The 24,390-nt window shown below is 42.5% G+C and carries 41 protein-coding genes and 2 pseudogenes; 2 read left to right on the forward strand and 41 right to left on the reverse strand.

The features are described from left to right. Positions 1–31 precede the first annotated feature (31 nt). The 4 genes from catB to L3V33_RS12115 form a co-directional block, all read right to left on the reverse strand. Positions 32–664, reverse strand: coding sequence for a type B chloramphenicol O-acetyltransferase (gene catB / locus L3V33_RS12100; RefSeq protein WP_171313067.1), 633 nt, complete (start codon positions 662–664; stop codon positions 32–34). A 93-nt stretch (positions 665–757) separates the two neighbouring features. Beyond that, positions 758–1,489 carry a glucose 1-dehydrogenase gene (locus tag L3V33_RS12105; protein WP_054546350.1) on the reverse strand — a complete coding sequence of 244 codons (732 nt, stop codon included), beginning with the start codon at positions 1,487–1,489 and terminating at the stop codon, positions 758–760. 51 nt (positions 1,490–1,540) lie between these two features. Further along, positions 1,541–1,924, reverse strand: a complete 384-nt coding sequence (locus L3V33_RS12110) for a nuclear transport factor 2 family protein (protein WP_237290468.1) — start codon at positions 1,922–1,924, stop codon at positions 1,541–1,543. A 35-nt stretch (positions 1,925–1,959) separates the two neighbouring features. Beyond that, positions 1,960–2,676 (reverse strand): HAD hydrolase-like protein, encoded by a 717-nt coding sequence (locus L3V33_RS12115; protein WP_237290469.1) that lies wholly within the window; start codon positions 2,674–2,676, stop codon positions 1,960–1,962. A gap of 253 nt (positions 2,677–2,929) precedes the next feature. On the opposite strand from L3V33_RS12115, the gene L3V33_RS12120 reads away from it, so the two are divergent. Next, the gene (locus L3V33_RS12120) at positions 2,930–3,262 is read left to right on the forward strand and encodes a PBPRA1643 family SWIM/SEC-C metal-binding motif protein (protein WP_004733856.1); all 333 of its coding nucleotides are present in this window, start codon (positions 2,930–2,932) and stop codon (positions 3,260–3,262) included. 96 nt (positions 3,263–3,358) lie between these two features. On the opposite strand, the gene L3V33_RS12125 is transcribed toward L3V33_RS12120, so the two are convergent. The 33 genes and pseudogenes from L3V33_RS12125 to L3V33_RS12285 all read right to left on the reverse strand — a co-directional run bounded on the left by L3V33_RS12125 (position 3,359) and on the right by L3V33_RS12285 (position 21,044). Next, positions 3,359–3,583 (reverse strand): hypothetical protein, encoded by a 225-nt coding sequence (locus tag L3V33_RS12125; RefSeq protein ID WP_032555842.1) that lies wholly within the window; start codon positions 3,581–3,583, stop codon positions 3,359–3,361. Positions 3,584–3,715: 132 nt separating this feature from the next. Beyond that, positions 3,716–4,231, reverse strand: coding sequence for an adenylate kinase (locus tag L3V33_RS12130; protein WP_054546353.1), 516 nt, complete (start codon positions 4,229–4,231; stop codon positions 3,716–3,718). Between the two features lie 266 nt (positions 4,232–4,497). Next, positions 4,498–4,956: a DUF302 domain-containing protein gene (locus tag L3V33_RS12135; RefSeq protein ID WP_029406454.1), complete on the reverse strand. Its 459-nt coding sequence runs from the start codon at positions 4,954–4,956 to the stop codon at positions 4,498–4,500. Positions 4,957–5,122: 166 nt separating this feature from the next. Then, a complete protein-coding gene (locus tag L3V33_RS12140; RefSeq protein ID WP_054546786.1) occupies positions 5,123–6,112 on the reverse strand; it encodes a S66 peptidase family protein in 990 nt (329 codons plus the stop codon). Positions 6,113–6,252: 140 nt separating this feature from the next. Continuing rightward, positions 6,253–6,510 (reverse strand): hypothetical protein, encoded by a 258-nt coding sequence (locus L3V33_RS12145; protein WP_054546354.1) that lies wholly within the window; start codon positions 6,508–6,510, stop codon positions 6,253–6,255. Positions 6,511–6,709: 199 nt separating this feature from the next. Beyond that, complete coding sequence (locus tag L3V33_RS12150; RefSeq protein ID WP_237290470.1) at positions 6,710–7,096, reverse strand: hypothetical protein; 387 nt, start codon at positions 7,094–7,096, stop codon at positions 6,710–6,712. A gap of 122 nt (positions 7,097–7,218) precedes the next feature. After that, the gene (locus L3V33_RS12155; protein WP_237290471.1) at positions 7,219–7,800 is read right to left on the reverse strand and encodes an HD domain-containing protein; all 582 of its coding nucleotides are present in this window, start codon (positions 7,798–7,800) and stop codon (positions 7,219–7,221) included. 68 nt (positions 7,801–7,868) lie between these two features. Beyond that, a complete protein-coding gene (locus L3V33_RS12160; RefSeq protein WP_237290472.1) occupies positions 7,869–8,276 on the reverse strand; it encodes a GNAT family N-acetyltransferase in 408 nt (135 codons plus the stop codon). Positions 8,277–8,371: 95 nt separating this feature from the next. Continuing rightward, the gene (locus L3V33_RS12165) at positions 8,372–8,785 is read right to left on the reverse strand and encodes a GNAT family N-acetyltransferase (protein WP_237290473.1); all 414 of its coding nucleotides are present in this window, start codon (positions 8,783–8,785) and stop codon (positions 8,372–8,374) included. A gap of 52 nt (positions 8,786–8,837) precedes the next feature. Then, complete coding sequence (locus L3V33_RS12170) at positions 8,838–9,254, reverse strand: VOC family protein (protein WP_017061801.1); 417 nt, start codon at positions 9,252–9,254, stop codon at positions 8,838–8,840. Positions 9,255–9,373: 119 nt separating this feature from the next. Further along, on the reverse strand, positions 9,374–9,718 hold the full coding sequence (locus L3V33_RS12175) for a hydroxylase (RefSeq protein WP_237290474.1): 345 nt from the start codon (positions 9,716–9,718) through the stop codon (positions 9,374–9,376). A gap of 88 nt (positions 9,719–9,806) precedes the next feature. Then, positions 9,807–10,277 carry a GNAT family N-acetyltransferase gene (locus tag L3V33_RS12180; protein ID WP_146454502.1) on the reverse strand — a complete coding sequence of 157 codons (471 nt, stop codon included), beginning with the start codon at positions 10,275–10,277 and terminating at the stop codon, positions 9,807–9,809. 55 nt (positions 10,278–10,332) lie between these two features. Continuing rightward, positions 10,333–10,677, reverse strand: coding sequence for a hypothetical protein (locus L3V33_RS12185; protein ID WP_004733869.1), 345 nt, complete (start codon positions 10,675–10,677; stop codon positions 10,333–10,335). 59 nt (positions 10,678–10,736) lie between these two features. Continuing rightward, positions 10,737–11,093, reverse strand: a complete 357-nt coding sequence (locus L3V33_RS12190) for a hypothetical protein (RefSeq protein ID WP_237290475.1) — start codon at positions 11,091–11,093, stop codon at positions 10,737–10,739. An 88-nt stretch (positions 11,094–11,181) separates the two neighbouring features. After that, a complete protein-coding gene (locus tag L3V33_RS12195; RefSeq protein ID WP_171308231.1) occupies positions 11,182–11,616 on the reverse strand; it encodes a GNAT family N-acetyltransferase in 435 nt (144 codons plus the stop codon). A 73-nt stretch (positions 11,617–11,689) separates the two neighbouring features. After that, positions 11,690–12,097 carry a VOC family protein gene (locus L3V33_RS12200; RefSeq protein WP_237290476.1) on the reverse strand — a complete coding sequence of 136 codons (408 nt, stop codon included), beginning with the start codon at positions 12,095–12,097 and terminating at the stop codon, positions 11,690–11,692. Between the two features lie 400 nt (positions 12,098–12,497). Next, positions 12,498–12,836, reverse strand: coding sequence for an aldehyde-activating protein (locus tag L3V33_RS12205; protein WP_065205267.1), 339 nt, complete (start codon positions 12,834–12,836; stop codon positions 12,498–12,500). 52 nt (positions 12,837–12,888) lie between these two features. Then, the gene (locus tag L3V33_RS12210; protein WP_017078749.1) at positions 12,889–13,323 is read right to left on the reverse strand and encodes an NUDIX pyrophosphatase; all 435 of its coding nucleotides are present in this window, start codon (positions 13,321–13,323) and stop codon (positions 12,889–12,891) included. 25 nt (positions 13,324–13,348) lie between these two features. Beyond that, positions 13,349–13,765 carry an NUDIX hydrolase gene (locus tag L3V33_RS12215; RefSeq protein WP_017078748.1) on the reverse strand — a complete coding sequence of 139 codons (417 nt, stop codon included), beginning with the start codon at positions 13,763–13,765 and terminating at the stop codon, positions 13,349–13,351. 139 nt (positions 13,766–13,904) lie between these two features. After that, the gene (locus L3V33_RS12220) at positions 13,905–14,462 is read right to left on the reverse strand and encodes a nucleotidyltransferase family protein (protein WP_237290477.1); all 558 of its coding nucleotides are present in this window, start codon (positions 14,460–14,462) and stop codon (positions 13,905–13,907) included. A gap of 9 nt (positions 14,463–14,471) precedes the next feature. Continuing rightward, positions 14,472–14,633: pseudogene (locus L3V33_RS12225) on the reverse strand (MBL fold metallo-hydrolase); the annotation flags it as partial. An 18-nt stretch (positions 14,634–14,651) separates the two neighbouring features. Further along, positions 14,652–15,140 (reverse strand): GNAT family N-acetyltransferase, encoded by a 489-nt coding sequence (locus L3V33_RS12230; RefSeq protein ID WP_171308227.1) that lies wholly within the window; start codon positions 15,138–15,140, stop codon positions 14,652–14,654. Between the two features lie 80 nt (positions 15,141–15,220). Beyond that, positions 15,221–15,838: an RraA family protein gene (locus L3V33_RS12235; RefSeq protein WP_054546366.1), complete on the reverse strand. Its 618-nt coding sequence runs from the start codon at positions 15,836–15,838 to the stop codon at positions 15,221–15,223. 61 nt (positions 15,839–15,899) lie between these two features. Then, positions 15,900–16,376, reverse strand: coding sequence for a GNAT family N-acetyltransferase (locus tag L3V33_RS12240; protein WP_054546367.1), 477 nt, complete (start codon positions 16,374–16,376; stop codon positions 15,900–15,902). Positions 16,377–16,378: 2 nt separating this feature from the next. Then, on the reverse strand, positions 16,379–16,531 hold the full coding sequence (locus tag L3V33_RS12245) for a hypothetical protein (RefSeq protein WP_237290478.1): 153 nt from the start codon (positions 16,529–16,531) through the stop codon (positions 16,379–16,381). A gap of 136 nt (positions 16,532–16,667) precedes the next feature. Then, entirely contained in the window at positions 16,668–16,877 is a 210-nt protein-coding gene (locus L3V33_RS12250; RefSeq protein WP_237290479.1) for a DUF3955 domain-containing protein, read from the reverse strand. Positions 16,878–17,111: 234 nt separating this feature from the next. Beyond that, the gene (locus L3V33_RS12255; RefSeq protein ID WP_237290480.1) at positions 17,112–17,363 is read right to left on the reverse strand and encodes a hypothetical protein; all 252 of its coding nucleotides are present in this window, start codon (positions 17,361–17,363) and stop codon (positions 17,112–17,114) included. A gap of 235 nt (positions 17,364–17,598) precedes the next feature. Beyond that, positions 17,599–18,012 (reverse strand): GFA family protein, encoded by a 414-nt coding sequence (locus L3V33_RS12260; protein WP_237290481.1) that lies wholly within the window; start codon positions 18,010–18,012, stop codon positions 17,599–17,601. Between the two features lie 373 nt (positions 18,013–18,385). After that, positions 18,386–18,880: a hypothetical protein gene (locus L3V33_RS12265; RefSeq protein WP_237290482.1), complete on the reverse strand. Its 495-nt coding sequence runs from the start codon at positions 18,878–18,880 to the stop codon at positions 18,386–18,388. A gap of 160 nt (positions 18,881–19,040) precedes the next feature. Continuing rightward, positions 19,041–19,649: a sugar O-acetyltransferase gene (locus tag L3V33_RS12270; protein WP_237290483.1), complete on the reverse strand. Its 609-nt coding sequence runs from the start codon at positions 19,647–19,649 to the stop codon at positions 19,041–19,043. Between the two features lie 96 nt (positions 19,650–19,745). Continuing rightward, positions 19,746–20,120, reverse strand: a complete 375-nt coding sequence (locus L3V33_RS12275; RefSeq protein WP_017078093.1) for a VOC family protein — start codon at positions 20,118–20,120, stop codon at positions 19,746–19,748. Positions 20,121–20,196: 76 nt separating this feature from the next. Next, positions 20,197–20,883 (reverse strand): pseudouridine synthase, encoded by a 687-nt coding sequence (locus L3V33_RS12280; RefSeq protein WP_237290484.1) that lies wholly within the window; start codon positions 20,881–20,883, stop codon positions 20,197–20,199. After that, positions 20,883–21,044 carry a hypothetical protein gene (locus tag L3V33_RS12285; protein WP_167409361.1) on the reverse strand — a complete coding sequence of 54 codons (162 nt, stop codon included), beginning with the start codon at positions 21,042–21,044 and terminating at the stop codon, positions 20,883–20,885. Before L3V33_RS12285 ends, L3V33_RS12280 begins: the two co-directional genes overlap by 1 nt. 207 nt (positions 21,045–21,251) lie before the next feature. On the opposite strand from L3V33_RS12285, the gene L3V33_RS12290 reads away from it, so the two are divergent. Beyond that, positions 21,252–21,653, forward strand: coding sequence for a YkgJ family cysteine cluster protein (locus tag L3V33_RS12290; RefSeq protein WP_004733901.1), 402 nt, complete (start codon positions 21,252–21,254; stop codon positions 21,651–21,653). Positions 21,654–21,725: 72 nt separating this feature from the next. Here the strand turns inward: L3V33_RS12290 and L3V33_RS12295 are convergent, their stop codons facing one another. From L3V33_RS12295 to L3V33_RS12310, 4 genes and pseudogenes are all read right to left on the reverse strand, one after another. After that, positions 21,726–22,127, reverse strand: coding sequence for an NUDIX domain-containing protein (locus L3V33_RS12295; protein ID WP_017059210.1), 402 nt, complete (start codon positions 22,125–22,127; stop codon positions 21,726–21,728). 229 nt (positions 22,128–22,356) lie between these two features. Further along, entirely contained in the window at positions 22,357–22,737 is a 381-nt protein-coding gene (locus tag L3V33_RS12300; RefSeq protein WP_065205278.1) for an STAS/SEC14 domain-containing protein, read from the reverse strand. A 112-nt stretch (positions 22,738–22,849) separates the two neighbouring features. Next, entirely contained in the window at positions 22,850–23,353 is a 504-nt protein-coding gene (locus L3V33_RS12305; protein WP_237290485.1) for an HAD family hydrolase, read from the reverse strand. Between the two features lie 28 nt (positions 23,354–23,381). After that, positions 23,382–24,316: pseudogene (locus L3V33_RS12310) on the reverse strand (D-2-hydroxyacid dehydrogenase family protein). Between the last annotated feature and the right edge of the window lie 74 nt (positions 24,317–24,390).

A 24,390-nucleotide genomic window follows, 5' to 3' on the forward strand; every position in this document is an offset into this window, starting at 1 on the left:
AGGCGCACTTGTAATTTCAGCGAGCCTGAATTTAAGATTGCGCGAACGCTTTCCAATATTGGTACAAACCGTCGATATCTGAAGAACACATCAATGGCATCGCGCCTTTGATTTGTTCTTCGCTCCACTCCCACCATTTCATTTCTAACAACTGAGTAATTTCAGTTTCATTGAAACGATAACGGATGTGACGCGCAGGGTTTGAACCAACAATCGAGTATGGTGCAACGTCTTTAGTCACAACCGCTCGACTTGCGATAATGGCTCCGTCACCGACCTTAACACCACTCATGATCATGGCTTCTGTGCCAATCCACACATCGTTACCAATCAAGGTATCACCAGAGCGTTCGAAGCCGTCTATCGCATCTTCAAATTTCTCGTCGTCTTGATAGAAGAACGGGAAGGTACTCACCCACTGATTTTGGTGGCCTTGGTTGCCCGCCATCATAAATACGGCGCCAGAACCAATCGAGCAATAGCTACCGATGATCAGCTTATCGATGTCGGTTCTATCCGGTAATAAATAACGCGCACAGTCATCAAAACTATGGTTATGGTAGTAACCCGAGTAATAGCTGTGCTCGCCCACGATGATGTTTGGGTTGGTCACTTGTTCTTTGAGTGACTTTCCGACAAACGGACTTTCAAAATAGTTTTTCATGTTTGTACTCTTAGTTTCGTTCTTTTAGTTAGGTACTTTTGTTGCGTGTTTATGGTTTTTACTGGTTTATCTGAGTGTAAAGGCTAACGTGCCCTATCGCCCGCCCGCAATATCAATAAACGAGCCAGTTACATAAGAAGCTTCGTCTGACAGTAACCACACGATAGAGTTAGCCACCTCTTCTGGCGTGCCACCTCGTTGTAATGGTAACTGCGAAGCTAGTCTGTCTACGCGATCTGGCTCTCCACCGTCTGCGTGCATTTCGGTGTAGATACAACCCGGCCTTACGCCATTCACTCGGATATTACGCGCAGCCAATTCAAGCGATAAGCCTTTAGTCAGTGAGTCCATCGCACCTTTCGATGCTGCGTAATCCACATATTCAAACGGCGCTCCTGTGCGAGAAGCAGCAGATGAGACATTCACGATAGAACCTGCACCGTCCGCTTGTTTGATAAAGGCTTTACTGCACAGGAAACAGCTTGATACATTCGATTTCATCACCTTCTCAAAGCGATCCAATTCGATGTCAACTAATGGTGACTGAGTAAACAAGATCCCGGCATTATTGACCAAGTGAGTCACTGGACCCAGCTTGTTACGTGCAATCTCAAATAAGGATTTCACGTCCGATTCAACAGACACATCCGCACGCACGCTTATCGCGGTTCCGCCTTGTTCACGAATCTCGTTCACTAGATCTTCAGCTCGTGACTCATTGTGTATGAAGTTAACGCATACAGCATAGCCTTTACTGGCCAACAATTTAGACGTCGCTGCGCCAATGCCTCGGCTTCCGCCTGTTACAATCACTACCTTGCTCAATGAAACCTCCTAATGCCACTTGTTTGTTATAACCTGATTACTCGATACAAACTAATTGCTCGATACAACCTCAACCCACTGCGAACGCCACGCCGGCGCTTCAAATGGGTCTGGCCAAAACTCAGTTTGCTTTTGAATAAAACCATCAACCACCGTGTGAAAGGTAATCACTCGGTCTTTCAATACACTGTCAGTAACCGAAACGTCTGTTACTACGGAATCGCCTTCACAGACAATCGAATTGAGGGTGAATTCCCAAACACCATTGGCTGGGTATTCAGAGTTGATTGCAGTGAAGTTGTGGCGGCCTACCGTCAATTCAGACGACTGAGGCCAATAGCCTTCAAAATCTGCGGCTAGCCATTCACTCGCCTTTGCAAAATCATTACTGCGCATTGCATCCCAAAAACCTAATACCACTTGTTTTGGTGTCATTATTCTTCCTTAAAATCATTCAGGTGTGGTGATTTTTATACGTACTTGCCGATGATCGTTAAAAGATCATCGACATTGTTAGCAATATAATCGGGCTTGGTTTGCCAATTTTCAGGCTCAGATCGGCTATAACCGGCAGCCACCGCAATCACTTTTGCGTTTTTACCCAGCGCGTCTTCAATATTGCGAGCAAACTGTGTGTCCGCTTCATGGTCACCGATGTACATCAAACAAAGCTCGTTAGCCTGATCGACGCCAAATATGTTCTCAACACATTTCACTCCACCAAATGGATGTGGTTTTTGGTGGCCGTTCGAGACATCGTCATAGCCCACTACCGATTTAAACAAATCGCCAATGCCATAACTGTCGAGTACACCACGAATATTCAATTGAGAGTTTTGAGAACAAATCCCATGAGGAAGATGAGCAAACTGACTTACCACAGTGTTCATCCCGTCAAACAAGGCGACAGCAGTTTGGTTTTTCTCTTGATGCTCTGCCCACATTCCACCGGCGATCAACATTTCGTCATGTGATAGGCCGTAATAATCGACATATAAAGCTTGCCAGTTTTTAGCACCGTGGTTGGCTTCGTGATAAAGCGTTTCGCTCAGCAGATATTTAGGTAAGTTCTCACCTGATAAGCGTGGCGCGACCACAGAGATAATATCTTTAGTAATTGCGATATTCTTTGGAACTGAATTCACTAAGGTTCCATCGTAATCCCACAGGATGGCATCTAACTTCATGGGGTATCTCGTTGTTTAAATTGACGATTTCAATTTATCACTTGAAGCCCTATTAAGGGAAATCTTATTGTCTTGAGTTTCAAAATTAGTCTAATTAGAACAAAGCAATAAAACAAATAATTGCTAGCAAACAAAAACCAACAATCTTTACTCACATCACTGCTTTATCAATTGGAATATATGCGTATAATCCCCCGCTCTATAACGCTACCTAGCATAGGAATAGCGTCATCCCAAATTTTGTGAGTACCCAATGTCGAAACTATTTTTCAAAGGCCGTATCGAAACAAGACAGAACCACGTTCTTGCTGGCTACAATGTAAACCGCGATGTTAAAGTGGGTACTGAAGAGTCACCAGTTGCGGTAATGGTTCAAACTGAAGCTCGTAAAGCAGAAGTTGAAGCAATCGCGGCTGAGCATTCAATCTTTGTTACTGTATCTGTTGATGCAACTAAAGAAGAAAACACGCTTGAGTTCGACACGTTGCTAAACAAGCCAAAAACAATGACGTTCGAAAAGACACCTAACCGTAACGACCCATGTTCTTGCGGTAGCGGTAAGAAATACAAGAAGTGTTGTGCATAAGGCTTCTCACTCAAACTGCCAATAGCACGATGAGTTAAATAATACCTAACGGGAAGATCATTGAGGTCTTCCCGTTTTTATTTGTCCAAGCCAAACTCAGTCTAGATTGTCTGGTGTTCGCAAATTGGTTCCACACTTTATACATTTATAATCACCGGTTCCGCCGCTTGAAGCTAATGACGATAAAATCATTCCCAGCAACCCTGGCTTCTTTACATCTTGTGGCGCTTTTTCGGCTTGGTTACTGAACATAGTGTACTTATGCAGTGTAAGTTCCTTACAGTTACAGCAGAACGCTCTCGTCTTCTCACTTCCATACATAATATCTATAGCCTTAACTTAAAGCACAAATTCAACACATGGCAAATATGCCACATGTTGAATTAAATCTAAATATTTTCATGAAGTTATGAGCAAATTAAAGCGTTTCAAAGAAAGGTAAGCTCTCACCTGTTAAGTGACGTGTTGGCGGACAAAGTTATTCAATTCACTCACGCTTCTGATGATGTGAACCTCTTTCTCTTTTGCGCGTAATTCTAACCGTAGTCTAAAGTCGTCATTCCAAAACTTAGGGCACAGTTTTAGTGTCTTGTAACTTTGTATCGTGCCTTTTATCACTGAGCTTCCATCAGGCCAACCTTCAGGTTTAACGAACAACCCTTTGAGCATTCGCTTGGTAACAAACCAGTAGTTAATTGGATAAGGAAGGTCGATATAAACCAAAGTATCTGCGGCTTCTAAACGTGTGTTGAATGAGCTTAGAGGGCCAAAACCATCGATGATCCAGCTTTCTGACTTAAGTATGCTCTCATGAGCCAGCTCGAATACTTCACGTTCAACAAACTCTCCGTTGGCCTTATAAACAATAGAGTCCAACTGGTGAAGCTCTATCTCTGTAGCTAGAGCTAAAGCTTTGCTGATTGTGGACTTTCCGCTCCCAGGCTTGCCAAAAACCGCGACCTTTTTCATATGACTTCCTCTATTCAGATAAAACCCATAAGACAGCGACAAAAAACCCACCTTACGGGTGGGTTCGATAAACAAAGCGCATCAACAATCCCACCATTCCTATGGAATGATGATAATTCGTTGGTTAGATGGCGCTAAATTCAGTTTCATAACACTACTTTTATATATTGTTGCTTAGTTGTCAATGCAGCCAAACGTTGATTGGGAAGCTATATCATCGTCAAGTCGCACCCATTAATGGTCTAAATGAGTGCTTATTGGCTCGGTTATTCAGCTTTCGCCACTGTCGCTTCTGAAAGCTTGCTTAGTACACCCGAGATCTTCTTAACCACTTCGTCACAGCCATTGATTGCGTGACGCTCTACCAAGTAATTAGGATCGTTGTAAGATAGCCATACTTCTTTATTAGAATCCTCAGTGACTAACACCTTCTGCGGTAAATCTATCGCGACATCTTGAGCGCATTGCATTAATGGTGTCCCTACTTTTGGGTTACCAAAGATGATGACTTCCGTTGGTCTCAATTCAAGACCAACCTTACTCGCATTTTTCTGATGGTCGATTCTCGCAAACAAGGTCAAACCTTTGCTTTTAGCGATTTCTTCAAAGCGGTCTGCAGTCTCTTTCACTGAGTAATTACTTTGGTATTTAATCAAACCATCAGAAGCCGCAGCTGAAAATGATGCCGAGAGTAAAATGGCGCATAGTGGTAGTAATTTTTTCATCGTCACCTCTGAGATTTAGCCTAATCAAACTTACATTCATAGCGCCACTTCTTAAATCAGTGACGTAACCCATGTCAGTATAGACGCGTTTCCATTCTCAGTTTGCAGAGAGGATCACTTTTCTAATGCGTCTTATTATCATCAGTTTATGCTAACTCGACGCTAACTATTGGCTTTGAAGCTTGAATGTCTGGTCATCAAAATCAATAGTGCCTTGCACACCTAGTGGCGTGACTAGCATAGGATGGGTGTGACAACTGTCGAAGCCATACAGGATCGGGACATTTTTACCGTTCAACACTTCAAGAAGTACATCGAGGGGTGTTCGCCCTGTCCCTTTGTCATCAAACAGCTCATGTTTGCCGAGTACAATAGCGCCTACTTTATCGAATACTCCGCAAGCCAATAAGTGTGCGAATGAACGCTCTACCGCTTCAATGCCTTTTAGTGAATCTTCAATAAGAAGAATATCGCCAGGCTGAATTTCTGGCATGTATTCACTGCCCCAAATCCCCGCCATCGTACTCAGATTGCCACCAATCACGCGACCGCTTACTTGACCTATTCCCATGAAGTGCCATTCGTTATTGTAAACTGGCTTTGCCGAATCTTGAGTTTCCCAGTCGTGTTTGATGTCCGTCCAACTCTCAGGCATCGTGTACTGATGTTGGCTTGAATCCGAACATAAGATGTCAGTAAATGATTGGAAGGTTTCGTCGACTAACGGCGGGAACTCACCAAATGACGCGACGAGTGCTGGGCCATAGAAAGTCACCAATCCAGTTTTGGCGTAGATGCCTAACAGTAATGCGGTGGCATCTGAATAGCCGACGATGATCTTAGGGTCGTTTCTAAGGGCATCATAATCGATGTATGGCAACAATGAGTTGCTGTTGTTACCACCAATGGTCGACATAATGCAGCGCACGTCTGGGTCTCGAATGAGCTGGTTGAGTTCTTCGGCTCGTGCTTGAATGGAACCAGAACGATACCCTTCTGACTCTCCAGTTAACGAACCTTCAACCAGAATGAAGCCCTGCTCTTCCAAATAGCGTTTAGAACGAGCAAACCGTTTAGGAGCAAAGACAGTTGCAGGCGATGACGGTGAGAAAAATCCGATTTTGTCACCGATATTTAAAGTTTTTGGGTATATCACTCGTTTGTCCTCCATAACAAAGTAAGAATAATACGCCTGATTGAAACTCATTAATTATTAAAGCTAACTAGTTCTTTAAGCTAATTGATTTTGGGGATTAGAGCTCGAAAATTAGGGTTGAATCAAATTTTCATACCCAATTAATGCCACGACTTAGTCCCACACTTTTCACATTGGTATTCATAATCACTGTCGACATAAAAACCGGGAACGTTATTGTCACCTTTAAACAATAACGTCATCAAGTACTCCATCAACACGCCTAACTTCCATTGTTTCTTTTCAGATTCAGCGTCCGCTTTAGATTCAGCATCGGAAGCGTTAACTGCAAGGTGTGGGGTCAGTGCGTTGCACTGTTCACAGTGATAAGGGTGTTTAATATACTTATTATCAAGCATTTATATAAACCAACTAATATTTATAAAGTTTATGCATACTAACAACTTATCACTCGGTTCTCGAACTTATTGTTGTCCATTAGAGTTTTATTAGAAAGAAATGAGACACAAGATAATACCATGTGTCATGCATCTACTTTAATTGGCATTGCGGTGTTCAATAGCAGAACAAAAAGAGTAACGTTGTATCGTTTGAAATTTAGTTAAGCGCTTTAATTAGAACCGTGTATTTCCACAGGTTTGCTTCATCTTCTCCAAGCTCGATACTTGCTTCTCCACCCTCTTTATCAAGAATAAAAACAGGCATCTCACGACTAGACTCACCATTTTCATAATCGCATGACATTTTGGCCTCTAATAGAATAGCGTTAGCTTTATGCTTAGAAAGAACACCCGAATAAATGCATTCTTCAGTTTGAGATGAGACTTCCTGTCCGAAAGAGTCGAACTTAAAGGTTGGGAAGTTGAGTTTTGATTCGGAATCCTCGACAGTGACCGACACTTGGTAATCGATCGCTTCAATATTGGTTGCAAATGCACTACCAAAAACACTAAGCAACAATAAAGCTAAAGCAGTGGTTTTCATGTGGTTCTTATTCCTTTAACAATGGGCTTGCTACGCTGAAGTAACACTATGAATTCTCGAGTTTAATTTAAACGTTGTTAGGTTGAAACTTCTTTGTCATTCCTTGGCAAGATAGTTAATTTTTACTTTAATAGCCCTTTGTCCGCAGCCCCTTCAAGTTGCACTTCTAGCTCTTTCCATAGAGCACGACTGCCTTTAGAAATACGCTCGCCATTAAAGGTCAGTACTTTATCTTTAGATATGTTGTGCTTCTTCCAGCTGTGACCACCTCCATGGATGTTATGAAGCAAAGGTGGCACTCTATCGATCGCCTTACCAAATCTGGCTTCCGGTGACTCACCCGCTTCGAACTCAAGCCATAGATCCAAGTACTCAGCGCTTAAATGGCTCGGCAATGATTTCAGCAAGCGCTCGACGCAGTTTCTCTCTTTGAGCTTGTTTTCTTCGGTTTCACTGGCATAAATGATGGTGTCTCCGGCATCGATTTCCCCAAGGTCATGAATCAGCAACATCTTCATCACTCGCGTAATATCGATTTCTTCATTGGCATAGTCTTTCAACATGAGCGCGCTCAAACAGACGTGCCAACTGTGCTCAGCGGAGTTTTCATATCGAGCCAATCCAACTGGCTTTGTTTGTCGATGAACATCCTTTAATTGTTCAATTTCGACCATGAATTGGAGAATGCCTTTTATTTCTTCCACGATGAGCTTCCTTAACTTAAGTTGATGATTTTAGCGATACGGAGGGTTAACAGAGCTACAGAGAACCGTTACTCCCAATGAACCGACATTTTGTAATACGCGACACCCGATTTTTCAAATTCAGAGCCTTCTACAGCCATCCCAAACTTTTGATAAAAACCTAAAGCCGTTGTACGTGCATCGCACCAAAAGTATTGGATGTTTAAATCTTTGATGTTAGAGATCGCATGCTCAATCACGTTGGAACCGATTCCCTGCCCTTGGAATTCAGGCAGCGTAGCAAACTTTCTCAACCTAGCTTCATTGTCTTGAATATAGATAGATGCGACACATACCAGTAGCTCACCAACAAACGCGCCGTAATGCGTTGCTTGTTCGTCATCTGGCACCACACAAAACGACATCGGTTTATCAGGCCAAAGCACTTGATGCCTAACCGGAAGTACCTCAATCGCTGAAAGCTGTTTTATTTCCATATTCTCTGTTTAAACTCCCGACTTGATTCCCCTTGTTGTAATTGTAGGGCTTGTGATTGTTATGATTGTTATTACTAAACTTATTATTACAAAGCTCAGTACGTCATTAAGTGATAACGCTCTAACCCCTCTCCCTCTGTGGACGAGATAACAAAGCCTTGCGACTGATAAAAGCCAATCGCATTTTCATTGGCAGTCAAACACTTCAATGTCAGACCAGAGTAATGTTGTTTGCAGGTATTGAGTAAAGCAGAACCAGCCCCAGAACGTAGCGTTCGCGGGCAAACATAGAGGTGATGGATGAAGCTTTCAGGTATCCAAATAGAGGCAAAACCTAAAACCTTATTGCCAGAAACAGCGACCCATATTTGCTCACCTTCTGTATCTAAGTCGAAATCGGATAACTTAAAAGCGTTAGTATCAGCCCAATGAAAGGTGTTCTGTCTCGATTCTAAATAGATTGCCTGTAAAGCGGTTAAATACTTGGGATGATACTTTGTGACTTCCATGTCGCTCCTGTCAATCCGTATGACTAGAATTAGGGTTGTTGACTAAGCTATTCTACCTATTAGCCATAGGGTGTTCAGGGTTTAACTGAAGCAGATCCCACAAATTACCGTAAAGATCTTCAAACACAGCAACGGTACCGTAGCCTTGCTCTTTTGGCTCTCGGACAAAGTTAATACCCAAAGATGTCATGCGTTCGTAATCACGCCAGAAGTCATCGGTGTTTAAGAATAGGAATACACGTCCACCAGCTTGGTTGCCGATGAAATCAAGTTGCTCTGGCTTGGAAGCTCTAGCAAGTAACAGGCTCACACCGGTTGAATTTGGTGGAGCAACAACAACCCAGCGCTTATCTTCTTCTGGTAGATACGTGTCTTCGATGAGATCAAACTTAAGCTTGTTTACATAGAAATCAAGCGCTTCATCGTAGTCTTTTACCACGAGTGCAATGTGGACAATATTCTGTTTCATAACATACCTTGTTGGGGTTTTAGCTGCGTGGAATGATGCCATGAAGCCGGCAAAGACACTAGGTGTCGTATCATAAATCGCAGTATCTCGTCCTTCACAATCTAAAGGCTATGTATCACCTATAACTCCCAGAATCCGAGCTCGACGCCACCTTGAATAACAATGGCACACATGCCGTGACGTGGTAACTCCATTGGCGGTACTGCGACTTCGGCGCCTAGTTTCTCGGCTGCATTTACTGCAGACTGAATATCCTCAACCAGCGTGTAATGTCGAACAGTTGGTTCTTCAGTTTCACGAAGCGGTGCTCGAATACCTATTACCCCACCATTAGATAGCTTTGCAGTGCGCGCCCCACCAAGGTTCACATCAGCACCACTAAACTTCACGTTGTAGAGCTGAGCGTATGTTGCACAAACAACATCGACTTCTGGGGTAACCACTTCAAGATATTGAACCTTCATCAAATTTCCTTTTCGTGCTCTTTAAAACTCTCAACCTGCATACAACTGTGCAGGTGTTTCTCATCAATAATTAGTCGGTATAATATTACTAAGCGATTCGACCGCTCATGATAAATTGCGGGCCTGCTGCACCACCTAAATACTGCTCACTGGTATCTTCGAAGCCGCCTTTCTTATAACAGTTAAATGCTACGGGATTTTTGCAATTCACAGTTAAGTAAATCGACTCATACGCTAAGTAATTCGCTTTTAAATACGGAAACAAAGCCTTCACCGTGCCTGTGCCCAAACCTTTACCTTGCTGGTTTTTATCAACAACAAAGGCTCTTAACCCAATGCTTCCTTCAGGGCAAAACTCATAAGAATCTGCGTAAGCGATATCCAGCTTAAAGAAACCAACAACTTCGTTATTAGACTTAATCACGTGCAAGTGCGTCGTTTCACTGCCGTCTAATAAAAACTCTGCAGCTGTGCCAGCGAACTTGACCTGTTCATCGGCGAGTTGGATGGCCTGAACTAACGCCACATGTGATTCTTCAAGCCTTTCGATAGTTATCATTGTTCTTCCTTTTTATACAAACCACATAGTCCCTTATTGAGAGGCGGGAGAGGTTCTAACCTCGTAAGCCAATTAGGTTACCAAATGGGTCCTCTACTTGGCACATGATTAGCCCACCTTCTATGGCCATTGGACCACGATATAACGTTGCCCCAATTGACTGAAAATAAACAAGAGATTCTTCAACGCTGTCGACTGACCAATACAGTACTGTTCCTTTTTTACCTGCATTAACTTTATTGTCAGCTTGCACAACTTCAATAGAGAACCCATTAAGATCCAAAACTGTAAAATCAGAATCTGGATGATAAATGGCAACGGCATGTGGAAATGCTTTCTGGTACCAGTTCAGCCCTTCTTCAATATTTGGGACATGGACAAGGATAGCGATTGGACTCAAATTTACCTCTTCTTCGTTGTTACCGATGATTCAGAATAAAACAAGTTAATATGAACCGACTAAAGCTCATCGCTAGTATCTCGAGAACCGTAGTTTGGGAAGTTGATATTAAGAACATTATTGTCCTCAAGAGTGAATAGCACACTTCCATTCTCTACACCGGTTTCATTTCTATCTGAACAGCCGAGAAATAGCTCCCAATCAAACGAATATTGAAGTCGGTATTGATTCGAATTGATGTGTAGAACGTCTTTGATTTTAATGCCGTTCACCACATGTGCCATATCATCGATGTATGACAGTTCTGGGATTAACTTTTCTTCGAAATCACTCTTATGCTCGGTTAAGAAATTGAGCAGTTCAGAACATAACTCGGAGCCATGAACCAATGGTTTAGACAGACTAGAAAACAACATTTCTAAATACTCCAAGGATTTTTTGATATTAGACGGATGCGCGCGAACCTGTTGCAAATTCAAGCTCAGCCAACGCGAACTTATAAGGCTAAACGTTACTATTATCAGAGCTATTAAACGAGTACATTCGAACTTCATCTCGAGGAAACCAGCCCAACTTTTCGTAAAACTGTTGAGCATTGATGTTATCGTTATAAACAAACAAGTGGGTCTTGGGGATACCTAGCCCTGCAAGTGCGTTGACCGCCTCTGCGACAAGCTTACAACCTAATTTTTGCCCTCTGAAGTTGGCCGAGACAGCTAAATGTTGTAAATACCCACGACGTCCATCCGTTCCGACCAACACAGCGCCAATGATCTCGTTGTTACTTTCAGCCACAAAACTCAGACCGGGGTTACGAGCTAAATAGCTCGCAATGCTTTCTTTCGAATCGGAATCTCGAATACTCATGCCTTCTGTCTGGCACCACAACGCGATCACTGAGTCGTAATCTGAAATTGCCATTTCCCGAATGTTGACCACTCTACTCTCCTTGTTTAAGCAGGTACTTAGTTAGCCATGTTTCTCGTAGTAAGTAACCAATAATATTTATGTGTTAACGAATATCTTGGCTGAACCTAAAGAGATAACCGTCAGGAGTTTGAACGATGAACTGCTTCTGAGTCGCGATCGAATCCCCACATTGATAAGACTTTGACTCTAACGCTAAGTAAATAGAATCAGCGGCGCTTTCGTTAACTCTCTGATATAGAGGTTCGATATCGATAACATCCCATTGGAAGTTAACACCACGCCCTAACGGAAACCCCAGATCACCTGAAAGCCATTTTCGACTTTTTCCCGCAATCCCTTCAAGCATCACATCAACACCATTAAGCGTTAGATAAACAAACTCTTCATCTGGGCGCTCGTATTTCACTTCAAACCCCAACACATCGACAAAGAAGGATTTGCTCACATTAATATCGAAACAATAAAGCTCTGGAACTACTCGTAATGTCATGATTTACCTGTCTCATTATTTTATTGCTGATTAGTCATCTTCTTTTAATGCTAGAGGGCTATTGCGTTACTTTCTTTATTGGCTGACACACTAACAGCACGTAAAACAATGTAAAACTAAGCACCATGGCACCTAAAGTGCTAAACCCTGCATAATTCATTGAAATCGAAACCGTAAAAGGGGCAATAAAAAAGAGTGAATAGTAATAAATAGTAAAAGGCTTCAATACTTGAGCGCATTGTTTACATGGCATGTGCTTGGAAGGATGTAGCTTCGATTTCTCTTTAATAGAAACCGACGCCCCACAATTTGGACACTTGAACATCGAACTTCTCCTTAATACGACCAAATCTACCGTTTCAATACTGCAAGGCGTAGTGAAAGTACCTTGTTAGTTGACTTAGTACGCTGCGCCGTTGATCTTACGAACTGGGATGCTTGCAAGCACTTCATTTTCGGCCATTCTCATGTTCACAGCCAAGATATCTGCGGAGCATTTCTCTGTCGTTACGTAATGCGTTAAACATCCACACAACTTGCAGCGATGAAATTCGACTTCTTTATCGCCCCAACAATAAAACTCAGTTTTATCGCTCAAGTTGATTTGAACTTGCTCCGGAGAAAAATACGCCCAAACGGCAGCATAACGACGACAGATAGAACAATTACACTCCCCGACTTCATCTGGAAGCGAACTCAGTTCTAAACTCACGCTTCCACAGTGACACTTTAGTTCCATTTGATTGTTCCCTGTATTCACATAACATACGATTTAAATAAGCATTGTGTTTTTAGACTCCGCTGAGCCTTTCGTTGATCTCCCAAAGCGCGTTTCTGTTCGAGTCATATGTTAGAAGTTCAATAGCTTCTTGGTAATCACACCAACGGTAATCTGTGTGTTCATTTGATAATTGAGGGTCTTCCGTCACTTTAACTGAGAAGGAATGCTCAGGAATTACGAATGGATGCTCAGTCCAATTCTGATTTCCTGCATAAAAGACTTTTGGAAGCATGCACATTGAATCAAGTAGCTGCCAGTTACAACCGACTAGCTGAGCCTCTTCAGAGAGCTCTCGTTTTGCTGCTTCAAGTAATGATTCATTGTCTTCGCCACCACCCGATATTGCCTGCCATACACCATTGTCCCTTCTACGTGCGATTAAAAATCGAGATTTGTTATCGACTGTTTTGTAGGGAAATACTAAAACTTGAAAAGGTGCTCTCATTGATTTTCTCTCCAATCGTTCACGTTTACTGCGCTAGCTTCCCAAGAATGACCGGATCGCTCAACAGATTCGTCAGAGAAAGAAACAATGGCTCAGGTAACTCATCTAGCTTAAACCATTTCCATTGCTTACATTTATCAGGCTCTGTCACCTGCGGTTCGCCGTTAGCATCAGAAGCAACAACAAACAGCGTTATATAGTGCTTGTTCTCTTTCTCAAAAATATCATTGGTAAAAGTCAGCTTCTCAAATGCACTAACAACTAAGCCAGTCTCTTCGAGTGTTTCGCGTTTGGCACACTCTTCAATGCTCTCCCCCCATTCAAGGTGTCCGCCCGGCGTTGCCCATGTATGAGCCCCGTGAGAACCAATTCGTTCTCCAAGTAACACTCGCCCTTCACGGAGAATAACCGCAGCGACACCTACTCTTACTTCCTGACTCACTTAAAACTCCTTAATTCTTACTAAAAGACAAACGAACAGCTAAGTGACTAACAATTCTGAGATTGCGTTCAAATTTACCACTAACGCCAAGCCGAGTTAAATACCAAATGTTGATAGTAATCTCGCAAAGCTCTATCGTTCAATCCCAAGGGAGCACTTTCACTTGCTGCCATCGAGCCTTATAGCCAGTGGTCATTTTGTTGTAATTTGCTTCTGTCATTGCTCGCTTATTCGGCTTAATCAGCATATCAAATGCGTCCTCTACACCGTATGGTGCAAACAACTTGATATCGCCTGAATCATCCAGAGTAAACCCGATAGCAAATGCAGAGAGCCAAGACTCGATACCTTGTTCAACACGATAGTATGGTTGAATGAAGCAACCGAACTTCTTAGCGTAATGCTCATGAATGGTCGCTTGGTTCTTTACGTCCACGTCGACACAATGACTTAACCCCGAACGAATGCGGTTTTTGAACTCATCTTCGGTGATAGCTGAGGTACTATTGAAATAGACAACATCGAAGTCTTTGACTTGGTCTAGAAGCGGTTTGTTTTCGATATCATTCCAGATAATTTGAGTGATAGCACCGCCTGCAATATAGAAGTTTGGCAAGCCCACCTCACGACATACGTTGGCTGTTTCGATTAGCTCAGGAACTTGTTGAATGAGGTTCTTTAGTTTTTGTTTATTCATCGTGACTTAAACACCCAGTAATGGTGCGTTTTGACAAAACGTATCGCCACTTCCCATATCGAACAAGCTCTTTAGCGATTCAGTTTCAATATGCAGTGATAGTCCGCGCTCAACGGCTAAATCTTTCCTGTTATCCAGTCGAGAGTTATCAACCAGCGTCGTTATTTTCATAGTTCCCTTTTGATTCATTTACGAATCGCACATTGCCCAACGGAAATAAGGCCTTTGACCATCCATTCGCTCAACCTCTGCACCCAACCTTTTGTAGAAATCATGCGCTTTCTTATTATGTGGACTTGCCGTCCATGAGATGTGAGAGGCATATGATGACTCCGCTTGTGACTTTAAAGCCAACATAAGTTCACGGCCATACCCTTTTGATCTTTGATTTCCTGTAACCAATAGGTCGTCAAGCCAGATTGATGGCTCACCACTGAAGGATGAATATCGATAGTGATACAGTGCGAAGCCAAAAGGCTCACAATTCCGTTCCAATATTAATGCATGAGCAAATGCGTAATCACCAAATAGTGTGCGTTCGATTTTCTCTATAGTTGTCGAGATTTCACCACTAAACCCTCTCATACTCCGGTCAAAGTCAGCTTTTTGTTCAATAAACTCTAACAAGACACTTGAGTCTTCTTTCGTCGCAGTCCGTACGATCACTCTCTTCTCCATGGATGAATTTATTCGTTGTCGCCTAACGCCTGTTAATTGATGACAAATGCCACGCGTTACAAATCAGCTTGCTGCACCAATTAAGTTTTTTGTTTCGCACACTTTATTGCTTGGGCTATTTTAGCCCTATGACTCGTTTCCCACTCAGCGAGTGTTAATGAAGCTTCGTCACTTGCTTTCTTTGAAGCCATTAGAAACACTTCATCTTTTCTTGATTTAGGAATAACGACAATACCCTCTACATCAGCAACAATGATATCTCCCGTAGAGACCTTTGCTCCCCCGCAAGTGATTGGAGCACCCAATTCAGAATAGACCTCTTTCTTTCCCGGTACTGGATGAACACCTTTCGCAAAAACTGGAAACTTCATATCTGAAATTTCACTCAAATCTCGAATGACACCATCAATAATAAAACCTTTGATACCTCGACTCTTAGCGACTGCGCATACATTACCGCCGGCTACTGCATATTCGCTATCAACTCCATCCACTACAATGATGGAACCTTCTGGTGCTTCGTATATGGCTGAATGAAGCATTAAATTATCACCAGACGTTAACTGGACAGTAAACGCTTCTCCAAAAATTGGCGGCATTCCCTGCCAAAGAGGACCAATGCTAAAGTTGATAAAATGGTCGTGACTTAGTATGTTTCCGTACTCGGTTGTCGCAAGTTTTGAAAAATCTGACTTCATATTTTCACTCCATGTTTGAATGAAACCTGCCGGTCTATGTATGTTGCTTGATATGTTAAGGCTACCCGCTTAGTTTCTTAGACATATTGAAACCGGTAACCTCAAAGCCAACTTCTTTATACAACTTAAGCGCCCGTTCATTATGATATGCGACCCTCAGCTTTATTTGATTGATACCAATAGCGAGTAGTTGGGTCTCTAACGCAGAAATTGATTGAGTACCATAACCTAGACCTCGATGTTCATTCGAAATGAAGAAGTCATAGATAAACGTAGATTTATCTCCAATATTTACTGAGTGCCATAGGTAACCCACAAGCTTACATTCACCATCGACTTCAGCATCAATGCATAATAGCGAATGCTCATTGCCCTCTAGTCCGTTAGGGAAGCTGCGATGCAAGTCCTTCTTTGCCAATTCGACTGCAACGTCCAAAGAATGCCCATAATTTCTAGCTATTTCCTGACTGTAATCGTCAATAAAATACTGACAATATGCTGGATATTCGTCTTGGCGCATTCCTCTAAGTACTACCATGTTCATCCTTTATAAAAGTTGAATTCAATTAGTCCCCTAACGCTGTCTTGAGCTAACGTAATTTGACTTAAATTCCCGTTAGAGCCGTCAATATCTTCCCATTCATTGTCACGGGTTTTATCCAATGGGTTCCAATAGGTTTGTGTAAATTTCATTAAGCTTCCTCCTTGAGGCTGAGAACACTATTTAAAACACCAATATCGCCGCATGTCAAAAATGCCACGCGTACCGAATCTCGCCTAAGTTGTTTGTGATAACAAAACATCTTCGTGTACTCGTAGCTTAACTGGATTACTGGCACTTTCTCTGTCTAACGAACGCCACAACAAAAGCCACTAACGCAAGTAGCTCAAAAAGCCAAAATAGAGGAATAAGCCCGAATGGCTCAACCAACAAACCATTTTCATCTACGTATGAACCTATGGTGTTATAAGCAATGAAACACAAAAGGCCACTAACACAGAAAAGAAAGCTGATTTTATACTTACGGAGAAAATTCATCGGAGCCTCAACATTTGAATATCTAAAATGTCAGACACTTTGTAAGAGAACATGGTTCACTCGGATAACCATAATTGGATAGACGAGTTTTCGCCGCTTGAAGTGGCTGACATCGCGACCACCTCACCTCAACCATGTACCGAAAACACTAAAGCTGATTCGAACAGGAAATGCCAAGCGTTTAACATCACTCTTATATACCGATATGGATAATAAACACTTGTTATGTGCTTTTTATTGAAGCCTATCTTCTGGGTTATCACGATACCAAGCTTCGAGCAGTTCCCGACCATAGACGACTTCTGTCTGCATATGCATGTAAAGAAGGAATACAGCCAATAGAAAACTAACTCCATTCAACCACCTTAATGCTTGTTTACGCTCTGCATCATAGAAAAACATACTGACACCAACAAGAAAGAAAGGATAACAACCGATAAGAAGTAACAACCAGCCAAGGTAACTTGATATTGCCATATCTGTCATTTCCGCCCCCTAAGAGCCATTAGAAAACTCAGTGTATATTAGAGTAACTATTCAGCTATTCGGAGTTCACACAATCGAGTTTCGAGGCACTTCAAATTGGGGGTTGAGGCTGGGAGATTAAGCGTGAACAACGCTACCACCTGACCGAAACCATTGCACCGCAAACACAAAACTCGACCGAAACTAAAAAATGCCGAGCTTTGTGAATTAGTCTTAAGCTAATAAAAACTAAGTGCTACTCTCTACTTTCAAAGTAGGCAAAAACCTCTGCACCAGTCATATTTTGTGTTTCATTTTTAAATTCGTAGTATTCAGGCTTTTCATCGATGAATATTTGATGAGTTAACTTGTAGTCACCCCCAGGCATCAATAACCCGACAGGAAGGTGATACTGATTATTTGGCACCAAAAAGTAAAACAAGTGAGTACCACATTTACCGCAAAACCCCCTCTCAGCCCAATCGGATGATTTATATCTCACTACATTTGATTCACCTGATATTTTGACGGAATCAGCACAATCAATGACTAACATCGGACCGCCAGACCAATTTCTACACATACTACAATGACAAGCCCCCAATTCATTACTGGCGTACTCTACTTCCAACTCAACCGAGCCACATAGGCACTTTCCTTTACCTTTCATGAATCCTCCAATCTTTGTAATGTGTGTAAAATTAATAACAGCTAACGCTTTTTATACCGATGACTTAATAAGTAAAGGCTATTTTTTGTTTCCCTTATCCGACAGATACGCGGCGTACTTTTTAGAGATCCATTTATGAATATGAAGCCCTGTTTTACGAAAAAGATACAAATCTATAGCAGCTAGAATCACCAAACCGATTACAGTTCCCATGATAAAACCTCCGTGCACACTGAAATGCCACTCTAACAAATAGTTAAGAAAAGCACCGTGAACCTAAACAAACTATTAAGACTAGGTATAGATAGTTAATTTTACTCAGTAAGAATGACAGAGGCATAACACTTTGTTGAGTATTGTTAGTATGACCTTGTTAAAAACTACTTTTTTGCGATGTAAACTTTAAACCATAGGAGCACTCGTAATTTACAGTTACCGAAATTCTTTGCAAACAGTTCAAAATATCAGCTTTGTTATATGGTTTGTTTCCCACATTGTTAAATTCAAATAGGTTAATTTCTTCGGAACTAGAAAGTGCTGAATGCTTGTGCAATTGGCAGTGCTTGACTTCTAGATGCGTGTTTTCCAGTCCGATATCAAGAATCAAACCTTTAAAGTCATCAGACGACTCAATTTGATACTTTTTCCCATCAAGGTAATAGTTTACTTTCTCTACATATGCAGGACCAACGCCGTAATTTTTCAAAGAACATTTGAAGCCGTCATTTAGGGTCGATACCCAAGTAAGATCAATATATGGTTTTACTTGCATACGATTATGTAGCCTCGAAAGCCAAGCTTGATAAATCGTCAGAGCAAAGGAACAACTGGCTATAACCAATGCTCCTAAAGCAATTTTTTCTTCCATTCTGATTTTATTCCTTTGAGTCCTAATAGCTATCAGACTGAAAAATTCCGCATTTAAACTCAGAATAATTCGTTCTAGTGCCTTCACAAGCAATATACAACTAAGCCATTGCATAACAATGGTTTATATTACAGCTAGTTTCAGGCGTGTGAAAAATCGCTTACTTTAGTTCATCAGGAATGCGGCGATCTTTATGGTAATACTCTCGGTCGTGCTCATTGATTTCACGTACCACTTTGCAAGGGTTTCCAACGGCAACCACATTAGCTGGGATGTCTTTGGTGACTATGCTGCCCGCTCCGATAACCGAGTTTTCACCAATGGTGACACCGGGAAGTACGACGGTATGCGCGCCAAGCCATACGTTGTTGCCAATACGAACGGGGATATTGAACTGCGCTGCTTTTAGCCTGAGTTCTGGGCTGATGGGATGTGTGCCAGTGGCGATGGTCACGTTAGGCGCAATCATCACGTTGTCGCCGATGAATACGTCTGTGTCGTCGACCAGAGTTAGATTGAAGTTAACGTATACGTTGTTGCCTAAGTGGGTGTGACGCCCCCAGTTCGCGCGTAACGGCGGCTCGATGTAGCAGCCCTCACCGACTTCGGCGAACAGTTGCTTCATGATTTGTTGTCGTTTATCCCCTTCACTAGGACGAGTGTGGTTAAAATCGTATAGCACTTCTAAGCATTGAGTTTGCTCAGCAACCAAATCAACGTCGTCACAGTAGTAAACGTCTTGGCTGTGCATTTTAGCCTTTATATCCATGTTTGAACCTATTTGATCATTGCCTTATGTCGGCATAAATAAAGAAACAGATGAATAATTTGAAGTTTTCACTGGCCTCAATGCAAGTTGGACGAATTAACGCGGCCTGATGTTTTCAGCCACACGCCACAGCACACCACTTGGGTCAGTGATACAAAACTCAAGCATTCCCCAAGGCTGCTCAACAACCTCGGAAACAGTAACTTCAAATTCCGACACTACATTAGAGTTTTGGATGTGTTGATACCAACTTTTTACGTCTTCAACCAGCAAGTGCATCATGTAATTGTGACAGTGCGCAGGTTCATAAAAGTTTTGCAGAAGGAACGCACAACTGCCGTGTCGTAGATAGGCGATATCGTGAAATTCAGACATCACTTCGAAGCCGATTGACTGGTAAAAACGCTTGGATAAAACGAAGTCTCTTGCGGGTACGAAAGACTTAATTTCTGAGACTTTTAGGTTTTCCATCCTACATCCTTATAGTGTTGGTATTCTGGTGCAACACGCTCAACGCTTTAAGTGGTTATGGCGTTCATTTATAGCTCTATTGAAATGAGTCGACTTCGGCTTGGGTTAAATAACGCCACTGACCTGCTTCAACATCTAAACGAACATTACCAATCTGTTCACGATGAAGGCCAACAACTCGATTCCCTACCGCGGCAAACATTCGTTTTACTTGATGAAACTTACCCTCTATAATGGTCAACAGCACTTCTTTACTGGTAATCACTTCGAGCTCTGCCGGACGTGTCAGCTTTTGCTCGCCTTGCAATTGAATGCCCGCTTTGAACTTGTCAGCAACATCGTCTTTAATGTCTCGTGACAATGTCACGCGATACACCTTCTTACATGACTTGGTTGGCAGCGTGATATTGAATGACCATCGCCCATCATCGGTAATCAAGACTAAGCCTGTTGTATCTGCATCTAAGCGCCCTGCGATGTGCAGTTCTGATGCTTTGTCTATCTCGATGTAATTGAACAGTGAAGGATAAACCTCATCGATATTGGAGCAAATAGTACCGGCTGGCTTGTGCATTAAAAGGTATCGAAATTCACGTAACTTAAGAAGCCTACCATTTAACAAGATGGTGTTGCTTTCGTGAATCTGAGTCGATTCATCGGTGACAATCTCGCAGTTCACGTTCACCTCGCCATTATGGATGCGTTCAATCGCTTCAGGCTTGGTTAGTTCAGTGCTTTTGCATAGGTATTTATCAAGGCGCATTAATCGTCAGCGCCACATTTTGCGCATGGCTTGTAGGTACGTTCGCCTTGAGCAATCACCACATAACCTCGAACGCAGTTATCACATAGCGCCAACTTTGGGTAAGCGTCTTTCTGTTTCTTTGCGTTGATATCGCCTTCGGTGGTGTATACGGTTCTCATTTCTATGCCTTATTTTAATAACTTACTAGGCGCAAATTGTATCACTGTTTACAGCCTTGTTTGGAGTGGTGTTAGGTAGTTAAAGTAATATTAAGTACTTCTATTTTAGGCTCCTTCCCGAAACCGTTTAACCATGAACAACAAAGTCAACGTGCCACGCCTATCAGTGGTAAAATGATAAAAGCTCACCAACCAATGAAGTCACTAATGAAAAATTGTAATCAATGCGGGAAATGCTGTATCAAATACGGAGATGGTGACCTTGCCGCAACGCAAGAAGAGATTGATTTGTGGGAGTTGTTCAATCCAGACATCTTTGAATATGTTCGAGGAAGCGAGATCTGGTTCGACCCTGAATCTGGTGAACGTTTAACTCGCTGCCCTTTTCTGGAGCTAGTTCCGACGAAAGACACCAAGGCTCAAGCCAAGTACACCTGTAGTATTTACTTAGACCGACCAGAAGATTGCAGACACTATCCAAGCCTGATTAATGAGATGGTACGAGATGAGTGTGAAATGATTGAGGTGGTGGATTTACAAGACACGAAGAAAGCTCAAAGGAAACTCGACCTATTGATGAAAGACAGCCGCCCTTCAAGCTATTCGTAAGCGATGATCTTTTGAAGATCAATTTTCAGCATTAGCTAATATGCACTAATACAGCTGATAGATGCTAAAACCTTAAGCCAAATACTGGTTCGCTTCTAACCAATCAAGCGCAACCAGTGCCGCCAATGAACATACCGCTCTGTCGTTGCCATCCACAAACTTAAGTTCTTCAATTTCGGCATCTGGAGACAGTTCGCCAGTATAATCAGCAAGATAACAAGTCAATTGCACCGATACGCCTTCTGCTTTACCGTCAGCTTGGCCTGTAAACGTCTCAACGTATTTGATGGAATCAGGCACCAAATCTACCGAGATCTCTTCTTTGATTTCGCGAACCAGTGCTTGCTCATCACTTTCGCCAGCTTCACGCTTACCACCCGGTAGATAGAACAGTTCTTTGCCTTTTGATCTCACCATCAACAACTTGCCGTCTTTGATGAATATCCAAGCCAGCTTATCAATTACCTTATGCATGTCGTTAGACCTTATTTCTGTTTTAGTTCTCGTTATTACTGAATCTGGCCGCGTTATTAGTCACGACCAAACCAAGCCTGCGTATGTTACACGCTGCAATGAATATACTCTATTGAATCGAATAGGAAATATCATAGTCAAAACAAAAAATGACAGCCTTTGAGCACAGTGCTCATCAACTGTCATTGGCGATGTTTACGAACTACTCTCTAGCTGCCCGCGAATAGTATCAATCGACTAGCCACTGAAGCGCAGAGTCATGCTCTTCGAATGACTTTATCTCACCGGACACAAACCAGCCCCCTATTTTTGAAGCGAATTCTTGCCAGCTTTTATCACCATAAATCGCGATTTTGTCTATCTTCGAATTGAGCTCTAACCCCAATTTGAAATCATCCCAAGCAGCACGCAACTCCCATCCCGTTAAAGTAGAGATGTCGACAAGCATCTTGAGTTCGGATGAATCGAGTTCTTCTAGCGTGGTATTTAGAATTGGCATCATTGCTTGATAGTCATCATGTGTGAGTTTACCTTTCGCTTTAAACACAACAATGGTTTCACCACTAACACGTTCAATCCCAACCGATATTCCGTGACGTTCGATATTCATAGCCTAGCCCTCATAGTGGAAACTAGACTTAGCTTAGAGGATTAAATAACAAAGAGATGAGAAGTTGGCGTCAAAACGGACAAGCGATTTATCCGAGCTTAATATCAGAGAGTTAAACATGCTTTTCCAACAGTGCGCTTAGATTTTGAACTTGCACGATACGCGGATGCTCTGACTTAAGATCAACTCCTTCCGTATTCAACCACACCGCTTGCAAACCCGCTTCAAGTGCTGGGTAAATGTCTTTATCTAGGGTGTCACCCACCATTGTGATGTGTTGTGGTTCAACACCGAGCTTAGAAATGATGGCGGGATAGAACTCCGGTTCGAACTTAGAAAAGCCAATGCTCGCCTTACAAAAATAACCCAAGATATATTGAGACAGGCCAACACGCTCAAAGGCTCGAATGATGTCGTTTTTACTTGAATCACCGGCATTGGTGGCAACATAGACTTGATGATTTTTGGAGAGTTCAGCCAGTAATACACGAGCACCACTCACTTCTTGTACGGTTTCCCAGTCACACATCTTCCCTTGTGCGTCGGGGAAATCGACCATCAGCGTATTGCCCCAGTCGAATAAGACTACTTCTGTTAATTCGATTAGCTTTGTCATCTTGCCTCCTGCATTAGTCATCGCGCCTTTATAGGCCATCTCTTTGATAGGACAGAATGTTGTCGAAAGCGATATCGAAGTAGAGTTCGTAGCTATTTTGTTCAACATAGCCCAAATGTGGAGTCGCTGTGACGTTTGGCAAGGACAATAGCGGTTCGGTGTCTATTGTTACTGGCTCACAATCGAACACATCAATAGCGGCAGTTTTGGTCGCTACCTCGCGTAGTTCATGATACAAGGCCATCGGTTCGACTAACTCGGCACGGCTGATGTTCACAAACAATGAGTTCGGTTTCATCAAGCTAAGGTCGTGTGCCGTAACACATCCTCTGGTGACATCATTCAAACGCAAATGCAAAGAAAGAACATCAACTTCTCGAAAGAAGTCTTGTTTGGTTGCTGCTGCTTCGAAGCCATCTGCTTGTGCTTGATCGCGTGAAGCTTGGCTCCCCCACACTACGACAGACATCCCAAATGCTTGGGCGTATTGTGCAATGCATTTTCCGATTTTTCCGTAACCCCAAATACCTAGCTTCAAGTCCTTCAAAGTTCGACCTAACCCTAATGAGCCAGAATCCTGCCACTGGTTCTGTTTAAGGTTTGAAGCATAAGTCGGAATGTGGCGCGATGCAGCCATAATCAACGCCCAACATAGCTCGGAGGGCGCACAGGCGAGCCTCGACCTTCTAAAACGGTAACACCAAATCGTTCGCACATTTGCGGGTTGCTCACTTTGCCCGTCTGGCTAATCAGCTTGAGGTTGGGGAGTTGTGATAACAAAGATTCGGTGATCTCGGTTCTTTCACGAATGAGCACAATGGCTTCAAACGAGACCAACTTAGCGACGAGCTCTTGCTCTGAGTAAGTCTCGGTAAATACAGTGACATCGTGTTGTTCGAGTTTGTTGAAGCAATCGAGGTCTTTAACAACGTTCTGGTAGTCATCCAATATCGCTATTTTCACATCACTCTCCTTGTGATTGTTAGTTATCTTGTATTGTTCAAACGAAGACTAAAGTGCCATGCCTCGAGATTCAA

Origin of the sequence: Vibrio sp. A2-1 (assembly GCF_021728355.1) — a bacterium.
Classification (GTDB): Bacteria; Pseudomonadota; Gammaproteobacteria; order Enterobacterales; family Vibrionaceae; genus Vibrio; species Vibrio splendidus_K.